The sequence below is a fragment of the Caballeronia calidae genome, assembly GCF_900044055.2.
Taxonomy (GTDB): domain Bacteria; phylum Pseudomonadota; class Gammaproteobacteria; order Burkholderiales; family Burkholderiaceae; genus Caballeronia; species Caballeronia calidae.
Window position 1 is genome coordinate 431,604 of record NZ_FCOX02000001.1, and the last position, 22,887, is coordinate 454,490.

Here is a 22,887-nt window from a genome sequence, read left to right on the forward strand (position 1 = left end):
ATGCAAGGGGCGCCCATATACTCTTCCTACAGGTTAACCCTAATCAATTGCATTTCACGTAGAAGAGTCCGCCATGTCCGCCACCCTCACGACCCACACGCCATCCGCTTTCGGCCGCTTCGTGCGCATCGCGCTGCAGTCCGCCGCGCTCGCGGCGATCTGGGTCGCGGCGGACTTCGTCGCACGCAAGCTGGCGTTGCCCGTGCCGGGCGGCGTCATCGGCCTGGTCGCGCTGCTCGCGCTCCTGTTCTGCGGCGGCATCGCGCCCCGCTGGGTGAAGGCGGGCGCCGACTGGCTGCTCTCCGACATGCTGCTGTTCTTCATCCCGGCGGCGGTCGCGGCGGTGCAGTACGGCGGCCTCTTCATGGAAGACGGCTGGCGGCTCGCCCTCGTGGTGGTCGGTGGGACGTTGATGGTGATGGTGGCCGTCGCGTTCGCCGTCGACCGTGCGGCGCGCCTCGAACGCCGTCTCGCGTTGCGCCGCGCGCTCGGCGCACGGCACGCGGCGCGGGCCTGAGCGAGCGGACATGAACCACTTTTTCGCCTCTCTTCTCGAAGACGACGCCGCGCGTCTCATCGCGGCTGGCTGCTTCGTGCTGACCGTCGCGCTGTATTTCGCGGCCAAGCAGCTCTACGCGCGCTTCAAACGGCCGTGGCTCACGCCGCTTCTGGCGGTGCCGGCGGTGCTCGTGCTCATCGTCGCGATGGCGCGCATTCCGTACGCCGTTTACTACGCCGACACGCGCTGGCTCATGTGGCTGCTCGGCCCCGCGACCGTCGCGTTCGCGGTGCCGATCTACGAGTATCGCGCGCTCATCAGGCGGCACTGGCTTTCGCTCACCGTCGGCGTGACCGTCGGCATTCTGGTGGCGGTGGGCGGGTCGCTCGCGCTCGCCAAGCTGCTGCATCTGTCGCCGGAATTGCAGCGCAGCCTCGCGACGCGCTCCGTTTCCACGCCTTTCGCGCTCGCCGTCTCCGACAAGATTCACGCGCCGAAGGACCTTACCGCGCTCTTCGTGATCGCGACGGGCGTCTGCGGCATGCTCTTCGGCGAGGTCGTGCTCGCGCTCGTGCCGCTGCGCACGCGGCTCGCGCGCGGCGCGCTGTTCGGCGCGGCGGCGCATGGCGTCGGCACGGCGAAGGCGCGCGAACTGGGGAACGAAGAGGGCGTCGTCGCGAGTCTCACGATGATGATCGCGGGCGTCGTGATGGTGCTGCTCGCGCCGGTTCTGTCGGTCCTGCCGTTCTGATCGCGCCATCGCGGGAAGGCCATTTCAGCGTCTCGAAATCACGTTCACGATACGAGACTTTGCTACAATCGACGTTCGCCTCCGAGGAGCGTTGCGACGGGTGATTCAAAAATCATCCGCCAGGCTCGGAGGCCTTCAATCCGGACGGTTCGAAGGCATGCAAAAGCCCGCTGAGCCACCGCATTCGAACGGCGCTCACGTCAACATTTCTAGTCTTTTTAGAAAAGGAGGGCGTGATGAACGCCGCAGTTCTCGATTCCAAATCTTCCAAGGATTACGTCGTCGCCGACATGTCGCTGGCCGCATGGGGCCGCAAGGAACTCGACATCGCTGAAACGGAGATGCCGGGCCTCATCCAGACGCGCGAAGAGTACAAGGCGCAGCAGCCGCTGAAGGGCGCGCGCATCGCCGGCTCGCTGCACATGACGATTCAAACGGGCGTGCTGATCGAAACGCTCACGGCACTGGGCGCGGACGTGCGCTGGGCATCGTGCAACATCTTCTCGACGCAGGACCACGCCGCTGCCGCGATCGCCGCGGGCGGCACGCCGGTGTTCGCGTTCAAGGGCGAATCGCTCGACGAGTACTGGGAATTCACGCACCGCATCTTCGAATGGCCGAACGGTCAGTTCGCCAACATGATTCTCGATGACGGCGGCGACGCAACGCTGCTGCTGATCCTCGGCGCGAAGGCGGAGAAGGACCGCTCGGTCATCGCCAAGCCGACGAACGAGGAAGAAGTCGCGCTGTACAAGGCCATCGGCAAGCATCTGGACGCGGATCCGACGTACTACTCCACGCGCCTGTCGCACATCCAGGGCGTGACGGAAGAAACGACCACGGGCGTGCATCGCCTGTATCAGATGGAAAAGGAAGGCCGTCTGCCGTTCCCGGCCATCAACGTCAACGATTCGGTCACGAAGTCGAAGTTCGACAACCTGTACGGCTGCCGCGAATCGCTCGTCGACGGCATCAAGCGCGCGACCGACGTGATGATCGCGGGCAAGATCGCGGTCGTGGCCGGTTACGGTGACGTGGGCAAGGGCTGCGCGCAATCGCTGCGCGGTCTGGGCGCCACCGTGTGGGTCACGGAAATCGATCCGATCTGCGCGCTGCAGGCGGCGATGGAAGGCTATCGCGTCGTGACGATGGAATACGCCGCCGACAAGGCCGACATCTTCGTGACGGCGACGGGCAACTACCACGTCATCAACCACGACCACATGAAGGCGATGCGCAACAACGCGATCGTCTGCAACATCGGCCACTTCGATTCGGAAATCGATATCGCGTCGACGCGCCAGTACACGTGGGACAACATCAAGCCGCAGGTCGATCACATCGTGTTCCCGGACGGCAAGAAGATCATCATCCTGGCTGAAGGCCGTCTGGTGAACCTCGGCTGCGCGACGGGCCATCCGTCGTTCGTGATGTCGAACTCGTTCACGAACCAGACGCTCGCGCAGATCGAACTGTTCACGCAAGGCAAGAAGTACGAGAACAAAGTCTACGTGCTGCCGAAGCATCTCGACGAGAAGGTCGCGCGCCTGCACCTCGGCCGCATCGGCGCGGAGCTGACCGTGCTGTCGGACGAGCAGGCCGGCTATATCGGCGTCGACAAGAACGGCCCGTTCAAGCCGAATCATTACCGCTATTAATCGCAAGCGGCGGCAGTGCCTTCTCGCGGGCGTGACGATCACGCCCGCGCGATTCGATGCATCAACCGGAGAACCTTCGATGACCGTGCTGCTGACATGGCTGATCAACGCGCTTGCGCTCCTGATCATCACCTATCTCGTGCCGTCGATTCACATTCGCAGTTTCGGCACGGCGCTCATCATCGCGGTGGTGCTCGGGCTCATCAACGCAGTGTTGAGGCCGCTCCTCATCATCCTCACGCTGCCGGTGACGGTCCTCACGCTCGGGCTTTTCATTCTCGTGGTGAACGCGCTGTGCTTCTGGCTGGCGTCGTCGCTGCTGAAGGGCTTCGAAGTGTCGGGATTCTGGTCCGCGTTCTTCGGCTCGATTCTGTACAGCATCGTGTCGTGGCTGTTGTCGGCGCTCATCTTCGGCAACCGCAACCTCGGCTGATTCAGGCCGACGAGGCCTCGCCGCCGCCCGATCATCCATCATCATGAAACCGATCGAACTCTCATTCGAGTTTTTCCCGCCGAAGACGCAAGACGGCGTGAACAAGCTGCGCGCTTCCCGCGCGGAGCTCAGGAAGCTCTCGCCCAAGTTCGTCTCCGTGACGTTCGGCGCGGGCGGCTCCACCCAGCAAGGCACGCTCGACAACGTGCTCGAAATGGCCGCGGACGGCTTCGAGGCCGCGCCGCATCTGTCGTGCATCGGCTCGTCGAAAGACAATCTGCGCGCGATCCTTTCGAACTATCGTGAGCACGGCATTCGCCATATCGTCGCGCTGCGCGGCGATCTGCCTTCGGGCATGGGCGAAGTCGGCGAGTTGCGCTATGCGTCGGAGCTCGTGGCGTTCATTCGTCAGGAGCACGGCGACTGGTTCAACATCGAAGTGGCCGCGTATCCGGAGTTTCATCCGCAGTCGAAGTCGCCGAAAGCCGATCTCGAAAACTTCGCGCGCAAGGTGAAGGCGGGCGCGAACTCCGCGATCACGCAGTATTTCTTCAACGCCGATTCGTACTTCAAGTTTGTCGAGGAAGCGAGGAAGCTCGGCGTCGACGTGCCGATCGTGCCGGGCATCATGCCGATCACCAACTTCACGCAACTGATGCGCTTCTCCGACATGTGCGGCGCGGAAGTGCCGAAGTGGGTCGCGCGCCGGCTGGAGAGCTTCGGCGACGATCGCGAATCGATCCGCGCGTTCGGCGCCGATGTGGTGACGGGCCTGTGCCAGCGTCTCATCGACGAAGGCGCGCCCGGGCTGCATTTCTACACGCTCAACGGCTCGTGGGCTTCGAAGACGATCTGCGAGCGTCTCGGCTTCAAAAGTCTCTGATTGCATGACTGTTTCACCCGCGCGGCGTTCGCCGCGCGGTTCTGTTCTCTTTCCCTTCTGTTTTCGCCTTTTTGCGCCGCGCCGCGTTCGCGCGCGCAATATCTCGCGCCCCGCTCCATCACCTCTGCGCATGGCCGATAACCTACCCTTATTGGAGTGCGATCGACGACAAACTCTACTGGGGAAAACCAACTACGCATGTCACTTTTGTTCGTGCTAGGGTAGCGCCCGACTTCGCGCGTGCGTCCGCAAAACGGGCGATGCGATCCATTAAACTCGCGCTACGCCGGCCAAAATCACCGGCATCGACCTGGAGGAAACATGAAGAAAAACAGCCTGTTGCGAGCCGTTCGCAGATCGGCGCTCGCGGGCGCCGTGGCCACGGCATCGCTCTTCGCGGCAAGCGCGGCGAACGCTGGCGCCATCCCGAACAAGACGCTCGTCTACTGCTCGGAAGGCAGCCCGGCCGGCTTCGATCCCGCCCAGTACACCACCGGCACCGATTTCACCGCGAACACGTTCACCGTCTATAACCGTCTCGTCGAATTCGAGCGCGGCGGCACGAAGGTCGAGCCGGGTCTCGCGGAGAAGTGGGACGTGTCCTCGGATGGCCTTACGTACACCTTCCATCTGCGTCACGGCGTGAAGTTCCAGGCGACTTCGTTCTTCAAGCCGACGCGCGAATTCAACGCGGACGACGTGATCTTCACGTTCAACCGCATGCTCGATCCGAACAATCCGTTCCGCAAAGCGTACAACGTGCAGTTTCCGTACTTCACGGACCTTGGCATGGACAAGCTGATCTCGAAGATCGAGAAGGTCGATCCGTACACCGTGAAGTTCACGCTCAAGGAAGTGAGCGCGCCGTTCATTCAGAACATGGCGATGGAATACGCATCGATTCTCTCCGCCGAATACACAGACAAGCTGATGAAGGACGGCAAGGCCGCCGATATCAATCAGCAGCCGGTCGGCACGGGCCCGTTCATCTTCCGCAGCTACACGAAGGACGCGACCATCCGCTTCGACGGCAATCCTGATTACTGGAAGCCGAACGCGGTGCAGATCTCGAAGCTGATCTTCTCGATCACGCCGGACGCCGCCGTGCGCGTGCAGAAGCTGAAGAACAACGAATGCCAGGTGATGAGCTATCCGCGTCCGGGCGACATCGCGGCGCTGAAGTCGGCGTCGAACGTCGATACGCCGTCGCAGGCGGGCTTCAACGAAGGCTATGTCGCGTACAACGTGACGAAGAAGGGCCTCGACAACACCGACGTGCGCCGCGCGCTCGACATGGCCATCAACAAGAAGGCGATCATCGATTCCGTGTATCAGGGCGCGGGCCAGCCGGCCACCGCACCGATGCCGCCGACGCAGTGGTCCTACGACAAGAACCTGAAGGGCCAGCCGTACGACACCGCGAAGGCGAAGGAACTGCTGAAGAAAGCGGGCTTCCCGGACGGCTTCGAAATCACGCTGTGGGCCATGCCGGTTCAACGCGCGTACAACCCGAACGCGCGCCTGATGGCAGAGATGATTCAGGCCGACTGGGCGAAGATCGGCGTGAAGGCGAAGATCGTCTCGTACGAGTGGGGCGAGTATTTGAAGCGCGCGCACGCGGGCGAGCATGATGCGCTGCTGATCGGCTGGACGGGCGACAACGGCGATCCCGACAACTGGCTCGGCACGCTGCTCGGGTGCGACGCGGTGAAGGGCAGCAACTTTTCGAAGTGGTGCTACAAGCCTTTCGACGAACTCGTCGTGAAGGGCCGCTCGACCACGGACGTGGCCGCGCGCACCAAGGCGTACACCGACGCGCAGCAGATCTTCGCGCAACAACTGCCGTTCTCGCCGATCGCGCACTCGACGGTCTATCAGCCGGTGAGCAAGAAGGTGACGAATATGAAGATCGAGCCGCTCGGCTACGCGCGCTTCGATGGCGTCGGCCTGCAATAAGGTTTTGCTGCGGAACACTTTTTGCACTAAACCATAACTAATCGAAAAGGTCCGGCGGCGCGGGTCGAGAGCGATCCGAGCCGCCGTTCACATTTCTATCCCCACGAACGATACCCAAAGGGCGATCATGTTCCGATTCGTTTTGCGGCGCATAGGAATGGTGATACCGACGTTCATCGGCATTACGATTCTCGCGTTCGCGCTCATCCACCTGATCCCTGGCGATCCCATCGAAGTGATGATGGGCGAGCGCGGCGTGGACCCGGCGATGCACGCCGAAGCCATGAAGCGCCTGGGCCTCGACCAGCCGCTTCCGCTGCAATATCTCACTTACGTCGGGCACGCGCTGAAGGGCGATCTCGGCACCTCGATCATCACGAACACGAGCGTGATGGGCGAGTTCCTCGCGCGCTTTCCCGCGACCGTCGAGCTCTCCATCTGCGCGATGATCTTCGCGCTCGCCGTCGGCTTGCCCGCGGGCGTCGCCGCTGCGTTGCGACGCGGCACCGTCGTCGATCACGGCGTGATGGGCACCGCGCTCACCGGCTATTCGATGCCGATTTTCTGGTGGGGCTTGATCCTCATCATGTTCTTCTCGGCGAAGCTCGGCTGGACGCCGGTGTCGGGCCGCATCGCGGTGGAATACGACATTCCGCACGTCACCGGCTTCATGCTGATCGATTCGCTCTTTTCCACCGACGAAGGCGCGTTCAGGTCGGCGCTGTCGCATCTCATTCTGCCGACCATCGTGCTCGGCACGATCCCGCTCGCGGTCGTCGCGCGCATGACGCGTTCGTCGATGCTCGAAGTGCTGCGTGAGGACTACATCCGCACGGCACGCGCGAAAGGTCTCGCGCCGCTGCGCGTGGTCGTCGTGCATGCGCTGCGCAACGCGCTGATTCCCGTGGTGACCGTGATCGGTCTGCAAGTCGGCACGCTGCTCGCGGGCGCCGTGCTGACCGAGACGCTGTTCTCGTGGCCGGGCGTCGGCAAGTGGCTCATCGATGCAATTTCGCGTCGCGACTATCCGGTCGTGCAAGGCGGCATTCTGATGATCGCGACGCTCGTGATCGTCGTGAATCTGGTCGTCGATCTGTTGTACGGCGTGTTGAATCCGCGCATTCGCCATACGAGGTAACTGGAAGATATGGCTGACGTTCAAAACAATCTCCCGCCCGGCGCGCTGACGCCGCCTTCCGGCCGCATGGTCGCGGCGCGCGAATTCTGGGCAAACTTCTCGCGCAATCGCGGCGCTGTCGTCGCGGGCCTGATCGTGCTGCTGCTGATTCTGGTCGCGCTGACCGCGCCGCTGATCGCGCCGCATAGTCCGATCGAGCAATATCGCGATCACGTGAAGATTCCGCCCGCGTGGCTCGAAGGCGGCAATCGCATGTTCCTGCTCGGCACCGATGAAGCCGGCCGCGACATTCTCTCGCGCCTGATGTACGGCGCGCGGCTGTCGTTCTGGATCGGCTTCGTGTCGGTGGTGCTCGCGCTGATTCCGGGCGTCGTGCTCGGTCTCATGGCCGCGTTCTTCCACTGGCTCGACACGCCGATCATGCGCGTGATGGACGTGCTGCTCGCGCTGCCGTCGCTGCTGCTCGCGGTCGCCGTCGTCGCGATCATCGGGCCGGGGCTGGTCAACACGATGCTCGCCATCGCGATCGTCGCGCTGCCGGGTTATGTGCGTCTCACGCGCGCGTCGGCGCTCGGCGAGCTGCAGAAGGAATACGTGACGGCATCGCGCGTCGCGGGCGCGGGCACGGTGCGGCTCATGTTCTCGCAAGTGCTGCCGAACTGCGCAGCGCCGCTCATCGTGCAGGCGACGCTCGGCTTTTCCTCCGCGATTCTCGATGCCGCCGCGCTCGGCTTCCTCGGCCTCGGCGTGCAACCGCCGGCGGCGGAGTGGGGCGCGATGCTCGCATCGGCGCGCGATTACATCGAAAGCGCGTGGTGGATCGTGACGATGCCGGGCCTGTCGATCCTGATCTCGGTGCTCGTCATCAACCTCCTCGGCGACGGGCTGCGCGATGCGCTCGATCCGAAACTCAAGCGGATGGGCTGATATGAACGACCTTCTGACTATCCGAAATTTGCAGGTGACGTTCGGCGGCACGCAGGCCGTCGATCGCATCGATCTTTCCGTTGCGCCGGGCGAAGTGGTCGGCGTCGTCGGTGAATCCGGCTCGGGCAAGAGCGTCACGATGATGGCGCTGATGGGCCTCATCGACGCCCCCGGCAAAGTGACCGCCGATCAGATCACGTTCGACGGCAAGGACTTGCTGAAGGCATCGGCGCGAGCGCGTCGCAGGATCATCGGCAAGGACATCGCGATGGTGTTTCAGGACGCGCTGACGAGCCTGAATCCGAGCTATACCGTCGGCTATCAGATCAAGGAAGTGCTGAAGCTGCACGAGGGTTTGCGCGGCGATGCGCTCAACAGGCGCGCGCTCGAGCTGCTCGATCAGGTCGGCATTCCGGATGCGAAGAGCCGCATCAACGCGTTTCCGCATCAGATGTCGGGCGGCATGAACCAGCGCGTGATGATCGCGATGGCCGTCGCGTGCAATCCGAAGCTGTTGATCGCCGACGAGCCGACCACCGCGCTCGACGTGACCATTCAGGCGCAGATCATGGAGCTGCTCGTGAAGCTGCAGAAGGAACGCGGCATGGCGCTCGTGCTGATCTCGCACGATCTGGCCGTGGTCTCCGAAGTGGCGCAGCGCGTCGCGGTGATGTACGCGGGCGAGATCATCGAAACGAATCACGTGCCGACGATTTTCAGCGAGCCGCATCATCCGTACACGGAAGCGCTGCTCGCCGCGATTCCCGAGCATTCGCGCGGCGCGGAACGTCTCGCCGCGCTGCCGGGCATGGTGCCGGGCAAGGATGACCGGCCGAGCGGATGCCTGTTCGCGCCGCGCTGCAAGTATGTCGTCGACGATTGCTGGAAGGGCCGGCCGAGTCTGTTCCAGCTCGACAAGAACGATCCGGCCGTGCGCGCGCGATGCATCAAGCCGTTGAACATCGATGTGGTGGTGGAAGGGGGCGCGCGATGAACGCCGTACCGAAGGAAATGAATCAGGACATCGTGCTCGCCGCGGACCAGCTCACGAAGCATTACGACGTGAAGCGCAGCGCGTTCAAGCACGGCACGGTGAAGGCGTTGAACGGCGTGTCGTTCGAATTGAAGCGCGGGCGCACGCTTGCGGTCGTCGGCGAATCGGGCTGCGGCAAGTCCACGCTCGCGCGCCAGTTGACGATGATCGAAACGCCGACGTCGGGCCGCTTGCTGATCGAAGGCGATGACGTCGCGGGCGCGAGCAAGGCGAAGATCGCCGAGTTGCGACAGCGCGTGCAAATGGTGTTTCAGAATCCGTTTGCGTCGCTGAATCCGCGCAAGACCGTCGAGCAGACGTTGGGCGAGCCGCTCGCGATCAACACGAAGCTCAGCGCCAGCGAACGCGCCGAACGCATCGCGCACATGATGCGCACGGTCGGCTTGCGGCCCGAGCATGCGTCGCGCTATCCGCACATGTTCTCGGGTGGCCAGCGTCAGCGCGTGGCGATCGCGCGCGCGATGATTCTGGATCCGCAGATCGTCGTCGCGGATGAGCCCGTGTCGGCGCTCGATGTGTCGATCCAGGCGCAGATTCTGAATCTGTTCATGGACCTTCAGGCGCAGTTCGGCACGAGCTACGTGTTCATTTCGCACAATCTGTCGGTGGTGGAGCATATCGCCGACGACGTGATGGTGATGTACTTCGGCGGCATCGCCGAACTGGGCGACAAGAAGACGATCTTCGCGAAGCCGCGTCATCCGTACACGCGCTCGCTGATGTCCGCGACGCCTGCGATCTTCGAGGAAGACCGGCGCATCAAGATCAAGCTGCAGGGCGAGATGCCGTCGCCGCTCAATCCGCCGTCGGGCTGCACGTTCCATCAGCGTTGTCCGTATGCGATCGAGCGATGCCGCGTGGAAGAGCCGAAGCTGCGCGTGGTCGATGGACGTCAGGTGTCGTGTCATCGCGCGGAGGAAGTGGGGGACGACGAGGCCTGAAATCCCGGCCGGAGCGTGCACGGCGCGTCATGCGAATGTTTTAAGATGTCGGTCGTGCCGGATTCACTCGTCAAGCCGCGCTTTCTGCGCGCGGCGTTCGCCCAAGCGACAGCCCTCGTGCTGTCGTTCGTGCTGTTTACGGGCGGCGTGATTGTTTCGCCGGCGAGTTTTGCCGTGATCGGATCGCGCACGCCGCAGGCCGCGGGCGATGCCGGCTCCGCCGCCGCGCCCGCCAATCCGGCGACCGCGCCGCGCGCGGATCGCTCGGACGGCACGACCGCGAGCGGTCCGGTACGTGCGCAGCCGCCGCGCATGCCGTTCTATGTCGCGACGAAGGGCGCGACGACTCTCTACGTGCTCGGCACGCTCCATGTGGGATTCGCGAGCGACTATCCGCCCGAGCAGCCGTTTCGCAAACCGATACTCGCGGCGCTCGAAGCGTCGCCGACACTGGCGCTGGAAATCTCCCCCGACGAACTGCTGCTGTCACAGGACGACGTGAATCGTTACGGCATGTGCCGCAGCGAGTGTCTGATCGACTATCTTCCGGACTCGATGTGGAAGAAGGTCGAGGCGCGCATGCGCGGCAATCAGGCGGCGCTGAAGGAGTTGCGGCACACGCGGCCGTGGCTCGCGTCGATGCTGATCGAAACGTATGACACGTTGAAGGCCGGGTTTCAGAGCGAGTATGGGACGGAGGCGCAGTTGCAGAACGTGTATCTGCGGGTGAGGGGGAAGATCGTCGGGCTGGAGACGTTGAATGAGCAGATTTCGACTTTCACGCGGCTCACGTCGGCGCAGCAAAGGGAGATGCTCGCGCAGGATCTGGTGCAGACGCCCGCGGAGAATATCGCGGATGTGAAGGAGCTGCATCGGTTGTGGCGGATCGGCGATGCGGATGCCTTGAAGGCCTGGGACGATGCGAAGTCGAGCAAGCTGGCGAGGAACAAGGCGCTGGCGGATCAGGTGGATAATCGCGTGGTTTATCAGCGAAATCAGCGGTTTGTTAACCGGATGGTGGCGCTGGCCGCGCCGGATAGGCCGGTGTTCGTGGCTATCGGAGCGTTGCATCTCGGCGGGCCCAGGGGGGTGCTCGAATTGTTGAGGAAGCGGGGGTTTGTGGTGGTGGGGTGGTGAGGCATCCGGCCGTTCTTCGGACGCGCCGATGAGATATGTTATCGGCCGAGCGCGACACCCGTCTCGTCTGTCGTATCACCTTTGAACTGGCAGGGCACATTGCCCAATGCCGCCTCTCTGACATCATGAAGCGGTTTTCACGGACTCTCAATATTTCACTTTCGGTTGTTGCGATAGCTTCGGCTTTATCGCTGACAACGCCGCTGGTGCGCGCCAAGGATCCTTCGCGCGCCCTCGCCAAACCGACAGCAGTTCGTTTGCCGTCTGTGGGCACACAGGTCAAGATCGAAACTTTTTCGGACCAGGATGCCGACGCGATTGCACGCGTCGGCTTTGAGTTCGTGCGCTTCGGCGTATGGACGGATCGTCTGGGCGATGCGGCGTATGTACGTCGCGTCGCAAGGGCTTTTTCGATTGCGGATGGCGCTCGACTTCCCGTGTTGCTGACGGTCCGCTCGACGGTTCCGCTAGGTGCCGAGGGCGAAGCTCGGCCGGCACAGATGGAGGTGGCCGGCCGGCAATTCGGCGCACAAATAAACGCACTGACACAAAAGTACGGCAAACAGCTTATCGGCATCGAATTGTGGAACGAGCCGGACATGAGTCGTTACTGGCCAACGGGCCAACCGGCCGAGACATTTCCGCCGTTCGTGCGGGGTTTGTGCGCGCAGATCGATGCGTCGCGGGTACCGGTTTATGGTTTTGGCTTTGCACGCGCGCCGGTCGGGCGCAATGACGCGAGCAGGTTGCTGCAGTCGGCGCTCTCCGAGGCGCCGAAGTGCATCCACGCCGTCTCGTATCACGCATATGGAATGACGCCGGCGCAGGTCGGCGACGCGGCACGCGAAGTGCGTTCGCACTATGGTTTGCCGACGATGATCACCGAATGGGGCGTGCCTTCTCAAGGCTCGTCAACGAGCAGTCTTGCGAATCAGGCGCATAGATTCGGCACATTCGTCGCGTTGGTCGATACGCTTGATGTCTCGCTCGTCTCGATCTACGAGTGGAAAGACACGGAGCGCGCCGCGAGCGCCCGTGAGCGCAGTTTCGGTCTCGTCGACGCGAATGGTGCGGCGAAACCTGCGCTCGGTTCGGTAACGGCCTACTTTAGCCGGCGACCGGGAGCACGTTGATCGACGGCATCTCCGGCGCGCTCAGCCTGGAAGCTGGTGGCGAATAGCACCATGCAGAAGATCGATACGCTGGATAAATGCCGCACGTAACTGCCGAGATCAGGTTCGAACAGCATCGACACCATGATGTGGCCCATCACCAGGCACGAGAGCACATGAGCGCCCGGCGCAACTTCGGCAGCAGGGCGCAGCGGCCGAGTGGCGCGCCATGCGGCCATCACGAACATCTGCATCGCAAGACCGCGTGGATCGGGCGAAAACAGAATCGGCAAATGCAAGCGAACGGTCGCGTATACATAGTCGACACAAAACGCAGTGAACGAGTCAGGTGGCAGCAAGTTATAAAAGCTGGTCCGCGCGCCGTAAGGCGACTGGTACACGAGATAGTCAACCGCCATGTCGCGCGGATTCAGTAACGCGGTATATGCGCCGGAGGGCAGCAGGAACAGCACGAGCAGTACGGTGGCGACCAGAACGATGCGCGTCCCGCGCCCGGCACGGCGATAACACCAGACGCCAGCGCCGGAAGCGACAATCAAAAGGAAGTATCGCCGCACCAGTAGCGCATAGGTGGCGTAGGCTGCGAGCGCAACCACAATGGTAAATCCCCCGCGCCCGCGACGGAGTGTGCACACGATCAACAATGCCATCGCGACGACGAGCGTGTCTTTCGATGCGACGAACAGATTGAAAAAGACACAAGGTGCGCCAAACAGCAGCGCCATGCTCAATGCGCCGGCGTGCTTCACGCGGCTGAACAGAGCCCAGATGAACCACACTCCGATCGCCATCACGAAAAGACCGAGTAGCGTCGGACCGAACATGGCGTAGAACTTGCCGACTGCATCGAATGAAGAGCCGTCGTAGGTGCTCGCACCGTCCATCTGCGCCTGAATCTTGTCCGCATCGCGATACAGGAATTCGGGGAGCAAGGACTTTCCGGCCAAGAACAGACCGATATAGCCGCACGACGATATCCCGGCGAGCCAGGCGATCAGGCCTTGGCTCAGTCGCGGACCGGTGACCATCAGCCGCTTAAACATCGTCGCGTGCTCCGGCCCGTTGTCCGCCGAGCGCCCAGGAAAGCGCAAGCAGTACCGAGATACTGGCCAGCAGATGCGCGAATGCGACCCGCGTTGCCCCGTGATCGGAAATGAGCCAGAGCGAAAGCGGTAGTGCGACAGCAGCGGCGCTGCACATGCCGGTCACGATGCGGGTTCGCGCACGGCGGGCCACCGATGCAGACCAAAGGAGATCACCGACGGAGCGGAGCAGAAACGAGACAAGCAGAATCAGAAGTGTCGCGAGTGCCGCGGGAGTCATCCGCTCTTTCGCAAGCCAGAAGAGAAGCGGCGACGTCGCCGCGATTCCCGCCGCCACGGCAACGCTCACGCCGACCGTGCTCCGAAGCGACTTGCCGAACGCGTCACGCCAGTCGACATCCGAGCCGCTGGCCGCGCGCGCGAGTCGCGGTCCGGCGATCACGCCGACAGTCGCATAGGCGATCGTCTGAGCGGCGTTCGCGAGCGACCACACGAAGACATAATGCCCGACCTCCGCAGCGGAAAGCCACGCGGACGCAATGAAGCGCTCCGCATACTGCAGTCCGGCAAGCAGGATTCCGCCGATGTAGAAGTGCAGGCCGGCCAACCAGGTGGTGCGCAATGTCGATGCGGAATCCTTCTTCGGTATGGTGATGCCAGGGCCGCGCGAGACGGTTTGCGTCAGCAGTGCCCATGCCCAGACGATCACACCGACGTTTGTGAGGATCCAAAGGACGAAGATCATGCGAACGTCGCCGAACACGTGGGCTAACAGGCCGACGATCGCGATGGCCGACCATCCGCCCGTTCTCAGGAACAGCATCGTCGAACCTTCGCGAGGCCGGTGAATCGAGAAGACGTACGTGTTGGCTTCCAGTGCATAGTGTTCGCTTGCGGCGACGAGGAGCACCAGACACAACGACTCCAGGTCTGCTGAGGCGCCCGGGAGCAAGCCGCAAAGGGACGCAGTGACAAGTCCCAATCCTGCAATCGCATAGAAAGCCGCATAAATGCCGCGCAGTACGCGCGCCGACTCAATCGCGGCATCGCGAGCCGCGCCGCTCAGTTGGCGGTTCACTTCGGCGCTGAAGCCGAGTCCGCACAGTTTCGACGCGATAACCGAGACTGCAACCGCCAGCCCGTACTCGCCAATCGCCGCGAAACCCAGCACACGGGCGATCGCGATGGTGAGCCCGAACTTGGCAGCGAGTGACATCGAACGTAAGAAGAGACGCAGTAGCATGGTCGCCTGCCCTCAGGCGTCCAGAAGCTGCGGTCGTTCGTGATGGGACTCGTCCCGCCTCGCTTCCATACCGGCGGCACAGCGCAGTGTTTCTATGAGCGACGCGCGTTGCGCCGAGATGCGCACCAGCGCGCCTTCCGTTGCGTCCCAGAACGACGGAAGTGCTTGCGGGGCGAACAGGTGTTGTGCAACTGCCGTGGCATTGAAGTCGGCAGCATTCGCGACCCAACCCGGAATGCCGAGATCGTCGTATGCGCCGAACCCCTTGCGTTCGTAACTGAGATGAAACGCCGGTACGCCGTGAAGTAGCGATTCGAGTGCGCCGTGCAGACGGACCGACACAACGGCGTCCGGGGTGTCGTGCTGAAGCAGATGACGCAAGCTCGGCAACTCTCCAGATACACCCAGGCGCCGGTAGTACGCGGCATCGTCATTGCCGCGACCGGTGCTCTGTACCGCGAAGCTCAGTCTGCATTGGCCTTGCAGCAACGCGATGATCTCGCGCGTCGAGTGCGCATAGCGTTCGCGTTGCGCACGGCTCCAGCTCGGTGCCTCACGAAGCACCAGCGCGACATGTTTCACGTGATCCCCGCGCGATGCCGCACGCGCCAACACCTCTTCCCGCGCACGCGCGAATTCGAGCACCGCCATATCAGGCATGCGCAACACATTGGCATTGCCGCGAAGGAACGTCTTTGAGCGATCATCGCGCACGCATACCGCGCTGAAAGCGGAAAGCGCGTCCCGCAAACGCGTCGCGGCATAGTCCGATAGTGTCGATGTGCATGCCATCGCCGGTCCGATGCTTTGCGGCAGATAGACCGTCGGCTTGTTCGCGGCGCGCGCTGCGTCGGCTTGTGCGACATGACCGAGTGCGAGCTTGATTGCCTCGACTCCGTCGCGCGCGCGCAGATAACCGCCACCTACGCCGACAATCAGATCAGCTTGCGTCAGGCGTTCGCGCAGCGTCTTGAGCGCGGGCGTTGCAAGGCCGCAGGCGGTGCCAGCGGCGGCCGTGACGCGCGCGAGTCCGCTCGCGGCGATGACAGGAGCGGGCAGCACGTCGGCGTATTCTGGGAACGAGGCGGGATCCGCAGCGACGACGGCAAGTCGGATCCGCGGACCGAAGGCTTCCCGCAGGAGCGCTGCGGACAGGTCGACGAGCAATCCATCGCCCGAATTGCGGCGACTGTAGGCGTGCAGAAGCACGATGTTCTGAATCGGTTTCATGAGTCTTCGTTGGCGATGCATCGCCGGTAAAGGGCGAGCGTCTCGCCGACCATCCGCTCGGAGGTGAATTGAGCGGCGGCGGTCTCGCAGTTGGAGCGGAATCGTGTAAGTCGATGGGGGTTGTCGGCCAATGCGATCACGGCCTCGGCGAATGACGTCGCATCGTCGTCGTTGGCGACGACTACGCCCGTCTCGAGTGCAGCCACCAATGCGTCGGCACCGGCTACGCGTGTCGAAACGATCGGCACGCCGGCCGCCACGGACTCGACATAGACATAGGGAAAACCTTCGTATCGGCTCGGTAGCGCAAGGACGTCGAACGCGTTGAAGTAACGGCGCGCGTTAGGCACGGCGCCGGCGACTCGCAGATTCGCCGGCAGTTCATCGTGCGTTACGCCGGAAGCTGCAGAAAAGTCGCCGCCGCCAACGCAGACGAACTGGACACGCTGGCCCAGCTTTTTGCCGACTTTGCTCGCAATCGAGACCAACCGGTCCACACCCTTTTGGAACGCAAAGCGCCCCACCATGCCAACGACGAACGCGTCTTCGGGTACTCCCAGCCGGCGGCGCGCGTGTGAACGGCTCACCCGCTCGAACATGGAGATACCGTTCCAAACCGTCGCGATACGGTCGGCAGGAATCCTCAAATCCTCGTGAAGGTGACGAGCTTCGTCATCCGAGACGGCAACTATCCGATCGGTCAACCGGCGCCCGAAATAGCCTTCGAGCGCGCCGAACAGGCGACGCGCGGCGAAGTTGAGCGACGGGTTCAAGGTATAGACCGCATGCGGCGTATAGACGTGGCGCCACGGTCCGCGACACGCACGTGCGAGAACGCCAGCCTTGGAGCTGTGTGAATGCACGATATCCGGGCCGATGCGCGCGAGCGCTCTCCACACGCGAGCGAACGAGCGGAGATCCTGAAGACCTATTCCGCGCTGCATCGATATGCGGGTCACGGAGACGCACGAAGACAGACAATCGGGCGTCAGCCACTGCGAATCAAAGCGTTCTCCGTCTGGCGGTGCGATCAGATGTACATCGACACCGCGCGCCGCGAGTCCGGGAATGAGATCCGCGAGGTGCGTGGCAACGCCGCCCGCGGCCGCTTCCACCACGATCGCCACACTCATCCGCCGCTGTAAATGAAGAGCAGTTCGATCGGTATGGGGTTCGTGCGCGGGCCGTGTGTCGCCGCCGAACAAGGAACGGGCCTTCATTTGCGCTTCAACCACGTTCGCAGACGCGCCGACCGTGTCGACTGAGATGCATCGGCGGGAGCGCCATAGTCGTAGCTGCGGTATCCCTGGCTTCCATACGCAGCGCGTACCGAGCGGGAAGGCAAGCCGTTGAGCACCACTGCGGCGGGCTTCGATCCGCCAAGCCCAAGTCGCTTCATCGCTTCATTCAACTCACCGACGCGCGTCTTCCCCGCTCTCGCCACCAGAAGCACCGTATGCGCTTGGGCGGCGAATGAGGCAGCGTCATCGACCGCGAGCACGGGAGGCGTATCGACGAGTACATAGTCATAGGCGCCGCGCAGAGCGTCGATCAACGCGGCGGCGTGCGGCGAGGCGAGCAGTTCCGAAGGGTTGGAGACAGAAGACCCTGCGGCGATGAAATCGAGTCGCGGCGACGGTATCGGATGCAGCACCTGCTCCAGAGCCGCCTTGCCGACAATCAGATCGGACCAGCCCGGACCACGCGCCACACCGAAACAGGGATTGAGCGAAGGGCGGCGCAGATCTCCATCGATGACGAGTACGCGTTGACCCATCGCGGCAAGTACAGTGCCGAGATTGGCCGAGATGAAGGACTTGCCCACGTCAGGCGCCGCGCCAGTCAACACGATTACTTTGCCCGGCGTATCGGCCATCGTCATGCGCAATGCAGTTCGCAGGCTGCGCAGGCCTTCGATCGCCTGATCGTGCGGTGCGTCGGTTGCCAGAACATGCGCCCGACCGTACTTCGCGTCCACGGAGGCTTTGCGAAGCGACCGCTGCGCGGCGGACAGCGGTACTGTCGCGAGCACCTGCAATCCCGTACCGCACTCGATCGCTTCCGCTGAGTTGACCGCCCCCGCGAGAAACTCGCGCGCGAACGCATAGACGATGCCGAGCAGCAACCCGCCGAAAACGCAGGCGACAATCACCAGGGGCCGCTTTGGCCAAGCCGGATCGTCCTGTATCACCGGCGTGTCGACAAGACGGACACTGCCCACTTTGCCGGCCTTCACGAGTTGCAACTGCTGAGCGTTGTTGAGCGTCGCGGTATAGAGGTCCGTGTCGACCTTTACATCGAGCATGAGACGCGCGGCGTCCTGCTCGACGTTCGGGAGCCGGCCGAGTGCCGCGTCGAACTCCGAAATCTGCTTTTGCAGCAATCCGATTTGTTCATCGATGGCCACAACGCCCGGGTGCATCGACGTATAGCGAGTCACGAGCTCCGCGCGCTTCTGTTGCAGAGCGACCAGTTGAGCCTTTGCTTCAGCCTGCTGTTGCAGACCGGTCGTGGTCTCCGTGGGCAGATCGATGACGCTTCGTTCGTTACGTAGTTTCGTGTACCGAGCCTGAGCGTCTTCGAGTTTCTGCTTCAACTCGGGTAACTGCGCGTTCAGGAACTTCAGTGATTGGGCGGCGTCCGCGTACTTCCGCTCGACGTTCTGGCGGACATACTGTTCGCCGATCTCCTGCAAGGTAAGGCTGGTGCGTTCGGCATCTCGCCCGAGCAGGGTGGCGACAATCACGCCGGACTGCTTGACCTTTTCCTGTACGTCCAGTCGCGCCTGCAGCTTGTTGACGGTGTCGTCGAGCGAATGGCGAACCACGGAAAAGTGGGTTCCCGGTAACGCGTCGAAACGGGTGACATTGATGGCAAGCGGTCCATACAGCGTGTTGACCTTGCTTTCGAGGCCGACCGTTCCGCGCACCGGAAGATCGAGATACGAGTTCGTCAGCGTGTAATGACCCGCGTCTTCCACGCTCAGCGTGAAGGGTTCCTCCAGCAATGGCTTCGGTACGTCGAAGCGCGACAGTTCAGCGCGCTCCTGGCCCCACGCGAACCCTCCAAGACCGAACACGCCTGGACGAATCGGCTTCTCATACACACGGGATATGAAATCACCGACTACCGGAAACCGTTTCGGCGTGACATCGATATAAAGGCGCCGCTTTTCTACGGCACGTGACACCACGAGCCGAGACGTGATGATCTGGGCTTCAGCAGCAGCCGAGGATTTCACATCGAAGAGCGTCGAGATTTCGTTGAGCACGCTACCGGTGACTCCGCCATCCGCGCTGTCTTCGACCTGGATCATGATGTCGGCCTGGTACTTGGGAGGCCAAAGGAAGGCCCAGGCAGTGCCGGCGAGCGCGACGACTGCCATGATCAGAACGATGCGCCACGCATTCTTGAGAAGGGTGTCGATGACGGCGATTACATCGAGCTCGGCGGCTTGCACCGGGCTGTGTCGATCAGGGTGTGACATGCGTGGTTCCATCAGGGGAGGCAGTTCGCAACGCGTTTGCGCCGGCTATGCGGCGGACGACGTGTGCCGATGTATGGTTCAGGAAGCGGGCTCGAGCCTGGAGGCTCGCAATCTGTGAAGCCAGCTGAAGACGCCGCGCTCAATTTGCGCGAGCGAGGATCTGAAAGCGGTGAGATCCTGGCGGTACGGATCGACGACATCGCCCTGTTCGTCGTGCAACAGGCGATAGACGCGGCCGCGGGAGAACGGGTAGCGCGCCAAGAGCTCCTTGCGCTGAGCGAGCGTCATGACGAGCACGAGATCATGCGAACGCATCAGGTGAGGGCTTAGCGTCCGCGCCGAGTGATCAGACAAGTCGATATCTCGCTCGCGCATCAGCTCAACGGCATGAGGGTCCGCCGGCCAGCCCACCAGCGCGTGCGTCCCCGCCGACGTCACCTCCAGCTCCGGCATCTCACGCGCGAGCAGCGCGGCCGCGAGCGGACTGCGGCAGATATTTCCTTCGCACACCATCAGCACGGAGCGGATCATTTCGCGATCACTCCCGCGGTGAGACCGGTGTTGATCAGCGGCATCAGCAAGCCGATCACGCGGTTGAAGCGCACGAGGCCGCTGCCGTCGACATACACGATGTCCTTCGGCTTCAGTTCGAATTCATTCGCGACGAGCATCGACACCGGCGAGCGGCTGTCGAGGTGGAAAACTTGCGGCGTGCCGTTGACCGAGCGGACCACGAACATCTGCGCGGTGTCCGCGGTATTCGAATTGATGCTGCCGACCTGCGATATCGCGTCCGCGAGCGTCAACGCGCCATCGCGGCGCGGCACCGCCGAGCCGGGCCGGTTCACTTCGCCCATCACGTACACGGCGCCTTCATCGCGCGGCGCGATGCGCAACACATCGCCGGTCTTCAGATAAAGCCTCGAGGGATTGAGCCCCTCCGCGATCAGTCGCGGCACATCGATCCGATGGGACGTGCCACCGCGCACCAGCACCACATCGCTCTGATCGGCGTTGTCGCTGAATCCGCCGGCGCGCGCGATCGCGTCGTAGAAACTGAGCGGCACGTCGGTCAGGGAGAACGCGCCGGGACTGCGCACCTCGCCGTCGACGTACACCTGACGCGAGCGATACGACGCCATGCGCACAGTGACTTGCGGCTTGACGAGATACGTCGACAGGGCGGTCGTCAGCTTTTGCTGGATCTCATCGGTGCGCAGGCCCGCGACCGCGAGCGTGCCCGCGTAAGGGAAACGCAGATTGCCGTTCTGATCGACGACGAAGCCGCTCGCGGGATCGCTCGCCTTCGTCGACGGCTGGTTCTGCGACGTGCCGATGGCCGCCGCGAGTTCGGGGTGATCCCACACGACGATCTGCAGCACGTCGCCGACGCCCACCGTATAGGAGCCAGGCGCGCCGAAGAGCCGCCTCGCCTGCTGATCCTGATTCGCCTTGCGCTGATCGGCGAAGCGCTTCACGAGGGCTAGATCGAGTTCCGTGATGGGAATCGCGGGCGTCGCCGCGGTGGCTTCGATATGCGGACGGGCGTCGCCTTGCGTGGTCATGTCGCCGGAGCTGACCGGCATGCGGAAACCGGGTGCGAACGCGCATGCGCCGAGCAGTGTCGTCAGCGCCGCGGCCATTGCAGTCCCGCGAACGCGCTGCATCGAGTAAGTCATGATTGAGTCCTGCGCGTCAGTACGCGTTGCGATGTACGAAGCCCCGCACGATGGTCGCGAGCACGATGCGCATGTCGAGCGCGAACGACCAGTTCCTGAGGTAATAGAGATCGTGTTCGACCCGCCGCTGCATCTTGTCGACGGAGTCGGTTTCGCCGCGCAGCCCGTTGATCTGCGCCCAGCCCGTGATGCCCGGCTTGATGCGATAGCGGTGGATGTAACCGTCGACGACGTCCTGATAGAGCGCGTCGTGCTGGAGCGCGTGCGGACGGGGACCGACGACCGACATCTCGCCGCGCAGCACGTTGAAAAACTGCGGCAGTTCGTCGAGGCTCGTGCGGCGCAGGAACGCGCCGAGACGAGTGACGCGCGGATCGTCGCGCGTGGCTTGCACGATCACGCCTTCGTCGATCGTGTGCGCGTGCATCGTGCGGAACTTGTAGATGTCGAAGGGCTTGCCGTTCACGCCCCGGCGCCGCTGCCTGAAGAGCACGGGACCGCGCGACGTCAGCTTGACGGCGAGCGCGATCGCGATGAGGAACGGCGCCAGCGCGATCACCGCGCAGGCGGAGAAGGCGCGGTCGAAGTTCGCCTTGGCGACGAGTCCTTCGGCATCGAGCGGCGCAGCGACGAGGTCGATGGCGAGCGCGCCCTCGAGATCGACGCGATCACCATGAAAGCGCGCGATGCGGCTCACGTCCGGAATGAAGCGAATGTTCAGCAGGTCATTGCGGAAGATGTCGAGGAAGCGCAGCATCGCGGCTTCGTCGGTGAGCGGCAACGCGAGCCACAGTTCATCGATGTGACGGGCGCGTACATGCGCGGCGAATGCGTCGATGTCGCGAAAGACCGGCACGTCAGCCGGATGGGTGCCGAAATGGGCGTCGATGTCGAACAGGGCGTCGATGCGGCATGCCGAATCGCGCATCGACGCGATGCGTCGGACGAACGTCGCGCAACGCTCGCCGCGGCCCGCCACGGCGACCGACACGTGCGGCACACGCCGCGCGACGGCCATCGCACCGAGCAGGCGGCAAAGCGTGACGCCCGCCGTCGTCGTCAGACAGAAGCACGCGAGCCATGCGGCAGACGGCTGATAGTCGCGATGCATCCACTGAACCAGGCGCACCGCGCCTGTCTCGCACAGCATCCAGCCGAGCGCAGACAGCACGAGCGCGCGCCACGGCGACGGGACCTGCGTCGGGCGCCTGATACATGCGCTGGACAGCACCGTCCACGCGAAAATGAGGGTGAACCCGGCGACCGCGCTGTCATAACCGGCCGCGACGCCTGTAGCGAACAGCCGGTGAGACGCGAGTGCGCCGACTGCGACGGCGATCGTTTCGAGCAGGCGCAACAACAGGTCGGGACCTGCGCGTAAATTCAGAAGATGGGAATAACTCGGCAAACGCATGACGGAATCGATGACGAAAGACCGGCTCGCCGATGCGCGCGCGATAAGGCGCGCGGTACGAGTCGAAACTCTCAGTCAGTTCGTGAAACACGCGATCGGTGCATGGCGTCTGACGCATATTACGTTTGGCAATCAAACGTTTGCGGTACTTGACACCAAGCTTTTCTGAGCACCGATGGGACGCCAGAGTCTCCGTCAAATTGCCGAGTGCCAGATATAGGCGGGCTCTTAATTGGCCTTGAGTCTGGGTATTTCGATAGTCGGCATTGAATTAATGCGGA

General features: G+C 63.0%; 20 protein-coding genes and 1 riboswitch. Of the genes, 12 read left to right on the forward strand and 8 right to left on the reverse strand.

The window, feature by feature from the left end; translation table 11 throughout:
* Positions 1 to 73: 73 nt before the first annotated feature.
* From AWB78_RS02040 to AWB78_RS02095, 12 genes are all read left to right on the forward strand, one after another.
* The gene (locus AWB78_RS02040; protein WP_062601655.1) at positions 74 to 517 is read left to right on the forward strand and encodes a CidA/LrgA family protein; all 444 of its coding nucleotides are present in this window, start codon (positions 74 to 76) and stop codon (positions 515 to 517) included.
* 10 nt (positions 518 to 527) lie between these two features.
* The gene (locus AWB78_RS02045; RefSeq protein WP_062601656.1) at positions 528 to 1,250 is read left to right on the forward strand and encodes an LrgB family protein; all 723 of its coding nucleotides are present in this window, start codon (positions 528 to 530) and stop codon (positions 1,248 to 1,250) included.
* A 77-nt stretch (positions 1,251 to 1,327) separates the two neighbouring features.
* A riboswitch (S-adenosyl-L-homocysteine riboswitch) is annotated at positions 1,328 to 1,454 on the forward strand.
* A 32-nt stretch (positions 1,455 to 1,486) separates the two neighbouring features.
* Complete coding sequence (gene ahcY, locus AWB78_RS02050; RefSeq protein WP_062601657.1) at positions 1,487 to 2,908, forward strand: adenosylhomocysteinase; 1,422 nt, start codon at positions 1,487 to 1,489, stop codon at positions 2,906 to 2,908.
* Positions 2,909 to 2,987: 79 nt separating this feature from the next.
* Complete coding sequence (locus AWB78_RS02055) at positions 2,988 to 3,341, forward strand: phage holin family protein (RefSeq protein ID WP_062601790.1); 354 nt, start codon at positions 2,988 to 2,990, stop codon at positions 3,339 to 3,341.
* Between the two features lie 43 nt (positions 3,342 to 3,384).
* A complete protein-coding gene (gene metF / locus AWB78_RS02060; RefSeq protein ID WP_062601658.1) occupies positions 3,385 to 4,224 on the forward strand; it encodes a methylenetetrahydrofolate reductase [NAD(P)H] in 840 nt (279 codons plus the stop codon).
* A 321-nt stretch (positions 4,225 to 4,545) separates the two neighbouring features.
* On the forward strand, positions 4,546 to 6,180 hold the full coding sequence (locus AWB78_RS02065) for an ABC transporter substrate-binding protein (RefSeq protein ID WP_062601659.1): 1,635 nt from the start codon (positions 4,546 to 4,548) through the stop codon (positions 6,178 to 6,180).
* 127 nt (positions 6,181 to 6,307) lie between these two features.
* Positions 6,308 to 7,318, forward strand: a complete 1,011-nt coding sequence (locus AWB78_RS02070) for an ABC transporter permease subunit (RefSeq protein ID WP_062601660.1) — start codon at positions 6,308 to 6,310, stop codon at positions 7,316 to 7,318.
* A gap of 9 nt (positions 7,319 to 7,327) precedes the next feature.
* Complete coding sequence (locus AWB78_RS02075; protein ID WP_062601661.1) at positions 7,328 to 8,245, forward strand: ABC transporter permease subunit; 918 nt, start codon at positions 7,328 to 7,330, stop codon at positions 8,243 to 8,245.
* Position 8,246: 1 nt separating this feature from the next.
* The gene (locus tag AWB78_RS02080; RefSeq protein ID WP_062601662.1) at positions 8,247 to 9,239 is read left to right on the forward strand and encodes an ABC transporter ATP-binding protein; all 993 of its coding nucleotides are present in this window, start codon (positions 8,247 to 8,249) and stop codon (positions 9,237 to 9,239) included.
* Entirely contained in the window at positions 9,236 to 10,240 is a 1,005-nt protein-coding gene (locus tag AWB78_RS02085) for a peptide ABC transporter ATP-binding protein (RefSeq protein WP_062601663.1), read from the forward strand. The genes AWB78_RS02080 and AWB78_RS02085 overlap by 4 nt, the downstream gene beginning before the upstream one ends.
* 45 nt (positions 10,241 to 10,285) lie before the next feature.
* Entirely contained in the window at positions 10,286 to 11,377 is a 1,092-nt protein-coding gene (locus AWB78_RS02090; protein WP_062601664.1) for a TraB/GumN family protein, read from the forward strand.
* Positions 11,378 to 11,412: 35 nt separating this feature from the next.
* Positions 11,413 to 12,510 (forward strand): glycoside hydrolase family protein, encoded by a 1,098-nt coding sequence (locus tag AWB78_RS02095; RefSeq protein WP_157697392.1) that lies wholly within the window; start codon positions 11,413 to 11,415, stop codon positions 12,508 to 12,510.
* Here AWB78_RS02095 and AWB78_RS02100 read toward each other — a convergent pair.
* From AWB78_RS02100 to AWB78_RS02135, 8 genes are all read right to left on the reverse strand, one after another.
* The gene (locus tag AWB78_RS02100) at positions 12,480 to 13,553 is read right to left on the reverse strand and encodes a hypothetical protein (protein WP_063958920.1); all 1,074 of its coding nucleotides are present in this window, start codon (positions 13,551 to 13,553) and stop codon (positions 12,480 to 12,482) included. The two genes, AWB78_RS02095 and AWB78_RS02100, sit on opposite strands and share 31 nt — an antisense overlap.
* On the reverse strand, positions 13,546 to 14,796 hold the full coding sequence (locus AWB78_RS02105; RefSeq protein ID WP_062601667.1) for a lipopolysaccharide biosynthesis protein: 1,251 nt from the start codon (positions 14,794 to 14,796) through the stop codon (positions 13,546 to 13,548). Before AWB78_RS02105 ends, AWB78_RS02100 begins: the two co-directional genes overlap by 8 nt.
* Positions 14,797 to 14,808: 12 nt before the next feature.
* Positions 14,809 to 16,026, reverse strand: a complete 1,218-nt coding sequence (locus AWB78_RS02110) for a polysaccharide pyruvyl transferase family protein (RefSeq protein WP_062601668.1) — start codon at positions 16,024 to 16,026, stop codon at positions 14,809 to 14,811.
* Complete coding sequence (locus AWB78_RS02115; RefSeq protein WP_082883216.1) at positions 16,023 to 17,246, reverse strand: glycosyltransferase family 4 protein; 1,224 nt, start codon at positions 17,244 to 17,246, stop codon at positions 16,023 to 16,025. The genes AWB78_RS02110 and AWB78_RS02115 overlap by 4 nt, the downstream gene beginning before the upstream one ends.
* Complete coding sequence (locus AWB78_RS02120; RefSeq protein ID WP_157697393.1) at positions 17,243 to 19,513, reverse strand: polysaccharide biosynthesis tyrosine autokinase; 2,271 nt, start codon at positions 19,511 to 19,513, stop codon at positions 17,243 to 17,245. Before AWB78_RS02120 ends, AWB78_RS02115 begins: the two co-directional genes overlap by 4 nt.
* A 78-nt stretch (positions 19,514 to 19,591) precedes the next feature.
* Complete coding sequence (locus tag AWB78_RS02125) at positions 19,592 to 20,044, reverse strand: low molecular weight protein-tyrosine-phosphatase (protein WP_062601673.1); 453 nt, start codon at positions 20,042 to 20,044, stop codon at positions 19,592 to 19,594.
* Positions 20,041 to 21,192, reverse strand: coding sequence for a polysaccharide biosynthesis/export family protein (locus AWB78_RS02130; RefSeq protein WP_062601675.1), 1,152 nt, complete (start codon positions 21,190 to 21,192; stop codon positions 20,041 to 20,043). The genes AWB78_RS02125 and AWB78_RS02130 overlap by 4 nt, the downstream gene beginning before the upstream one ends.
* A gap of 16 nt (positions 21,193 to 21,208) precedes the next feature.
* Positions 21,209 to 22,606, reverse strand: coding sequence for an undecaprenyl-phosphate glucose phosphotransferase (locus AWB78_RS02135; RefSeq protein WP_062601677.1), 1,398 nt, complete (start codon positions 22,604 to 22,606; stop codon positions 21,209 to 21,211).
* Positions 22,607 to 22,887 lie beyond the last annotated feature (281 nt).

What these genes read in the sequence shown, in the direction of transcription:
- AWB78_RS02110 (WP_062601668.1), bottom strand. Translation starts at nt 16,026, where the DNA reads ATGAAACCGATTCAGAACATCGTGCTTCTGCACGCCTACAGTCGCCGC.
- AWB78_RS02055 (WP_062601790.1), top strand. Translation starts at nt 2,988, where the DNA reads ATGACCGTGCTGCTGACATGGCTGATCAACGCGCTTGCGCTCCTGATC.
- AWB78_RS02040 (WP_062601655.1), top strand. Translation starts at nt 74, where the DNA reads ATGTCCGCCACCCTCACGACCCACACGCCATCCGCTTTCGGCCGCTTC.
- AWB78_RS02135 (WP_062601677.1), bottom strand. Translation starts at nt 22,606, where the DNA reads ATGCGTTTGCCGAGTTATTCCCATCTTCTGAATTTACGCGCAGGTCCC.
- AWB78_RS02100 (WP_063958920.1), bottom strand. Translation starts at nt 13,553, where the DNA reads ATGTTTAAGCGGCTGATGGTCACCGGTCCGCGACTGAGCCAAGGCCTG.
- metF (WP_062601658.1), top strand. Translation starts at nt 3,385, where the DNA reads ATGAAACCGATCGAACTCTCATTCGAGTTTTTCCCGCCGAAGACGCAA.
- AWB78_RS02125 (WP_062601673.1), bottom strand. Translation starts at nt 20,044, where the DNA reads ATGATCCGCTCCGTGCTGATGGTGTGCGAAGGAAATATCTGCCGCAGT.
- AWB78_RS02120 (WP_157697393.1), bottom strand. Translation starts at nt 19,513, where the DNA reads ATGTCACACCCTGATCGACACAGCCCGGTGCAAGCCGCCGAGCTCGAT.
- AWB78_RS02080 (WP_062601662.1), top strand. Translation starts at nt 8,247, where the DNA reads ATGAACGACCTTCTGACTATCCGAAATTTGCAGGTGACGTTCGGCGGC.
- AWB78_RS02075 (WP_062601661.1), top strand. Translation starts at nt 7,328, where the DNA reads ATGGCTGACGTTCAAAACAATCTCCCGCCCGGCGCGCTGACGCCGCCT.
- AWB78_RS02085 (WP_062601663.1), top strand. Translation starts at nt 9,236, where the DNA reads ATGAACGCCGTACCGAAGGAAATGAATCAGGACATCGTGCTCGCCGCG.
- AWB78_RS02105 (WP_062601667.1), bottom strand. Translation starts at nt 14,796, where the DNA reads ATGCTACTGCGTCTCTTCTTACGTTCGATGTCACTCGCTGCCAAGTTC.
- AWB78_RS02130 (WP_062601675.1), bottom strand. Translation starts at nt 21,192, where the DNA reads ATGACTTACTCGATGCAGCGCGTTCGCGGGACTGCAATGGCCGCGGCG.
- AWB78_RS02070 (WP_062601660.1), top strand. Translation starts at nt 6,308, where the DNA reads ATGTTCCGATTCGTTTTGCGGCGCATAGGAATGGTGATACCGACGTTC.
- AWB78_RS02115 (WP_082883216.1), bottom strand. Translation starts at nt 17,246, where the DNA reads ATGAAGGCCCGTTCCTTGTTCGGCGGCGACACACGGCCCGCGCACGAA.
- AWB78_RS02045 (WP_062601656.1), top strand. Translation starts at nt 528, where the DNA reads ATGAACCACTTTTTCGCCTCTCTTCTCGAAGACGACGCCGCGCGTCTC.
- AWB78_RS02065 (WP_062601659.1), top strand. Translation starts at nt 4,546, where the DNA reads ATGAAGAAAAACAGCCTGTTGCGAGCCGTTCGCAGATCGGCGCTCGCG.
- AWB78_RS02090 (WP_062601664.1), top strand. Translation starts at nt 10,286, where the DNA reads ATGTCGGTCGTGCCGGATTCACTCGTCAAGCCGCGCTTTCTGCGCGCG.
- AWB78_RS02095 (WP_157697392.1), top strand. Translation starts at nt 11,413, where the DNA reads ATGTTATCGGCCGAGCGCGACACCCGTCTCGTCTGTCGTATCACCTTT.
- ahcY (WP_062601657.1), top strand. Translation starts at nt 1,487, where the DNA reads ATGAACGCCGCAGTTCTCGATTCCAAATCTTCCAAGGATTACGTCGTC.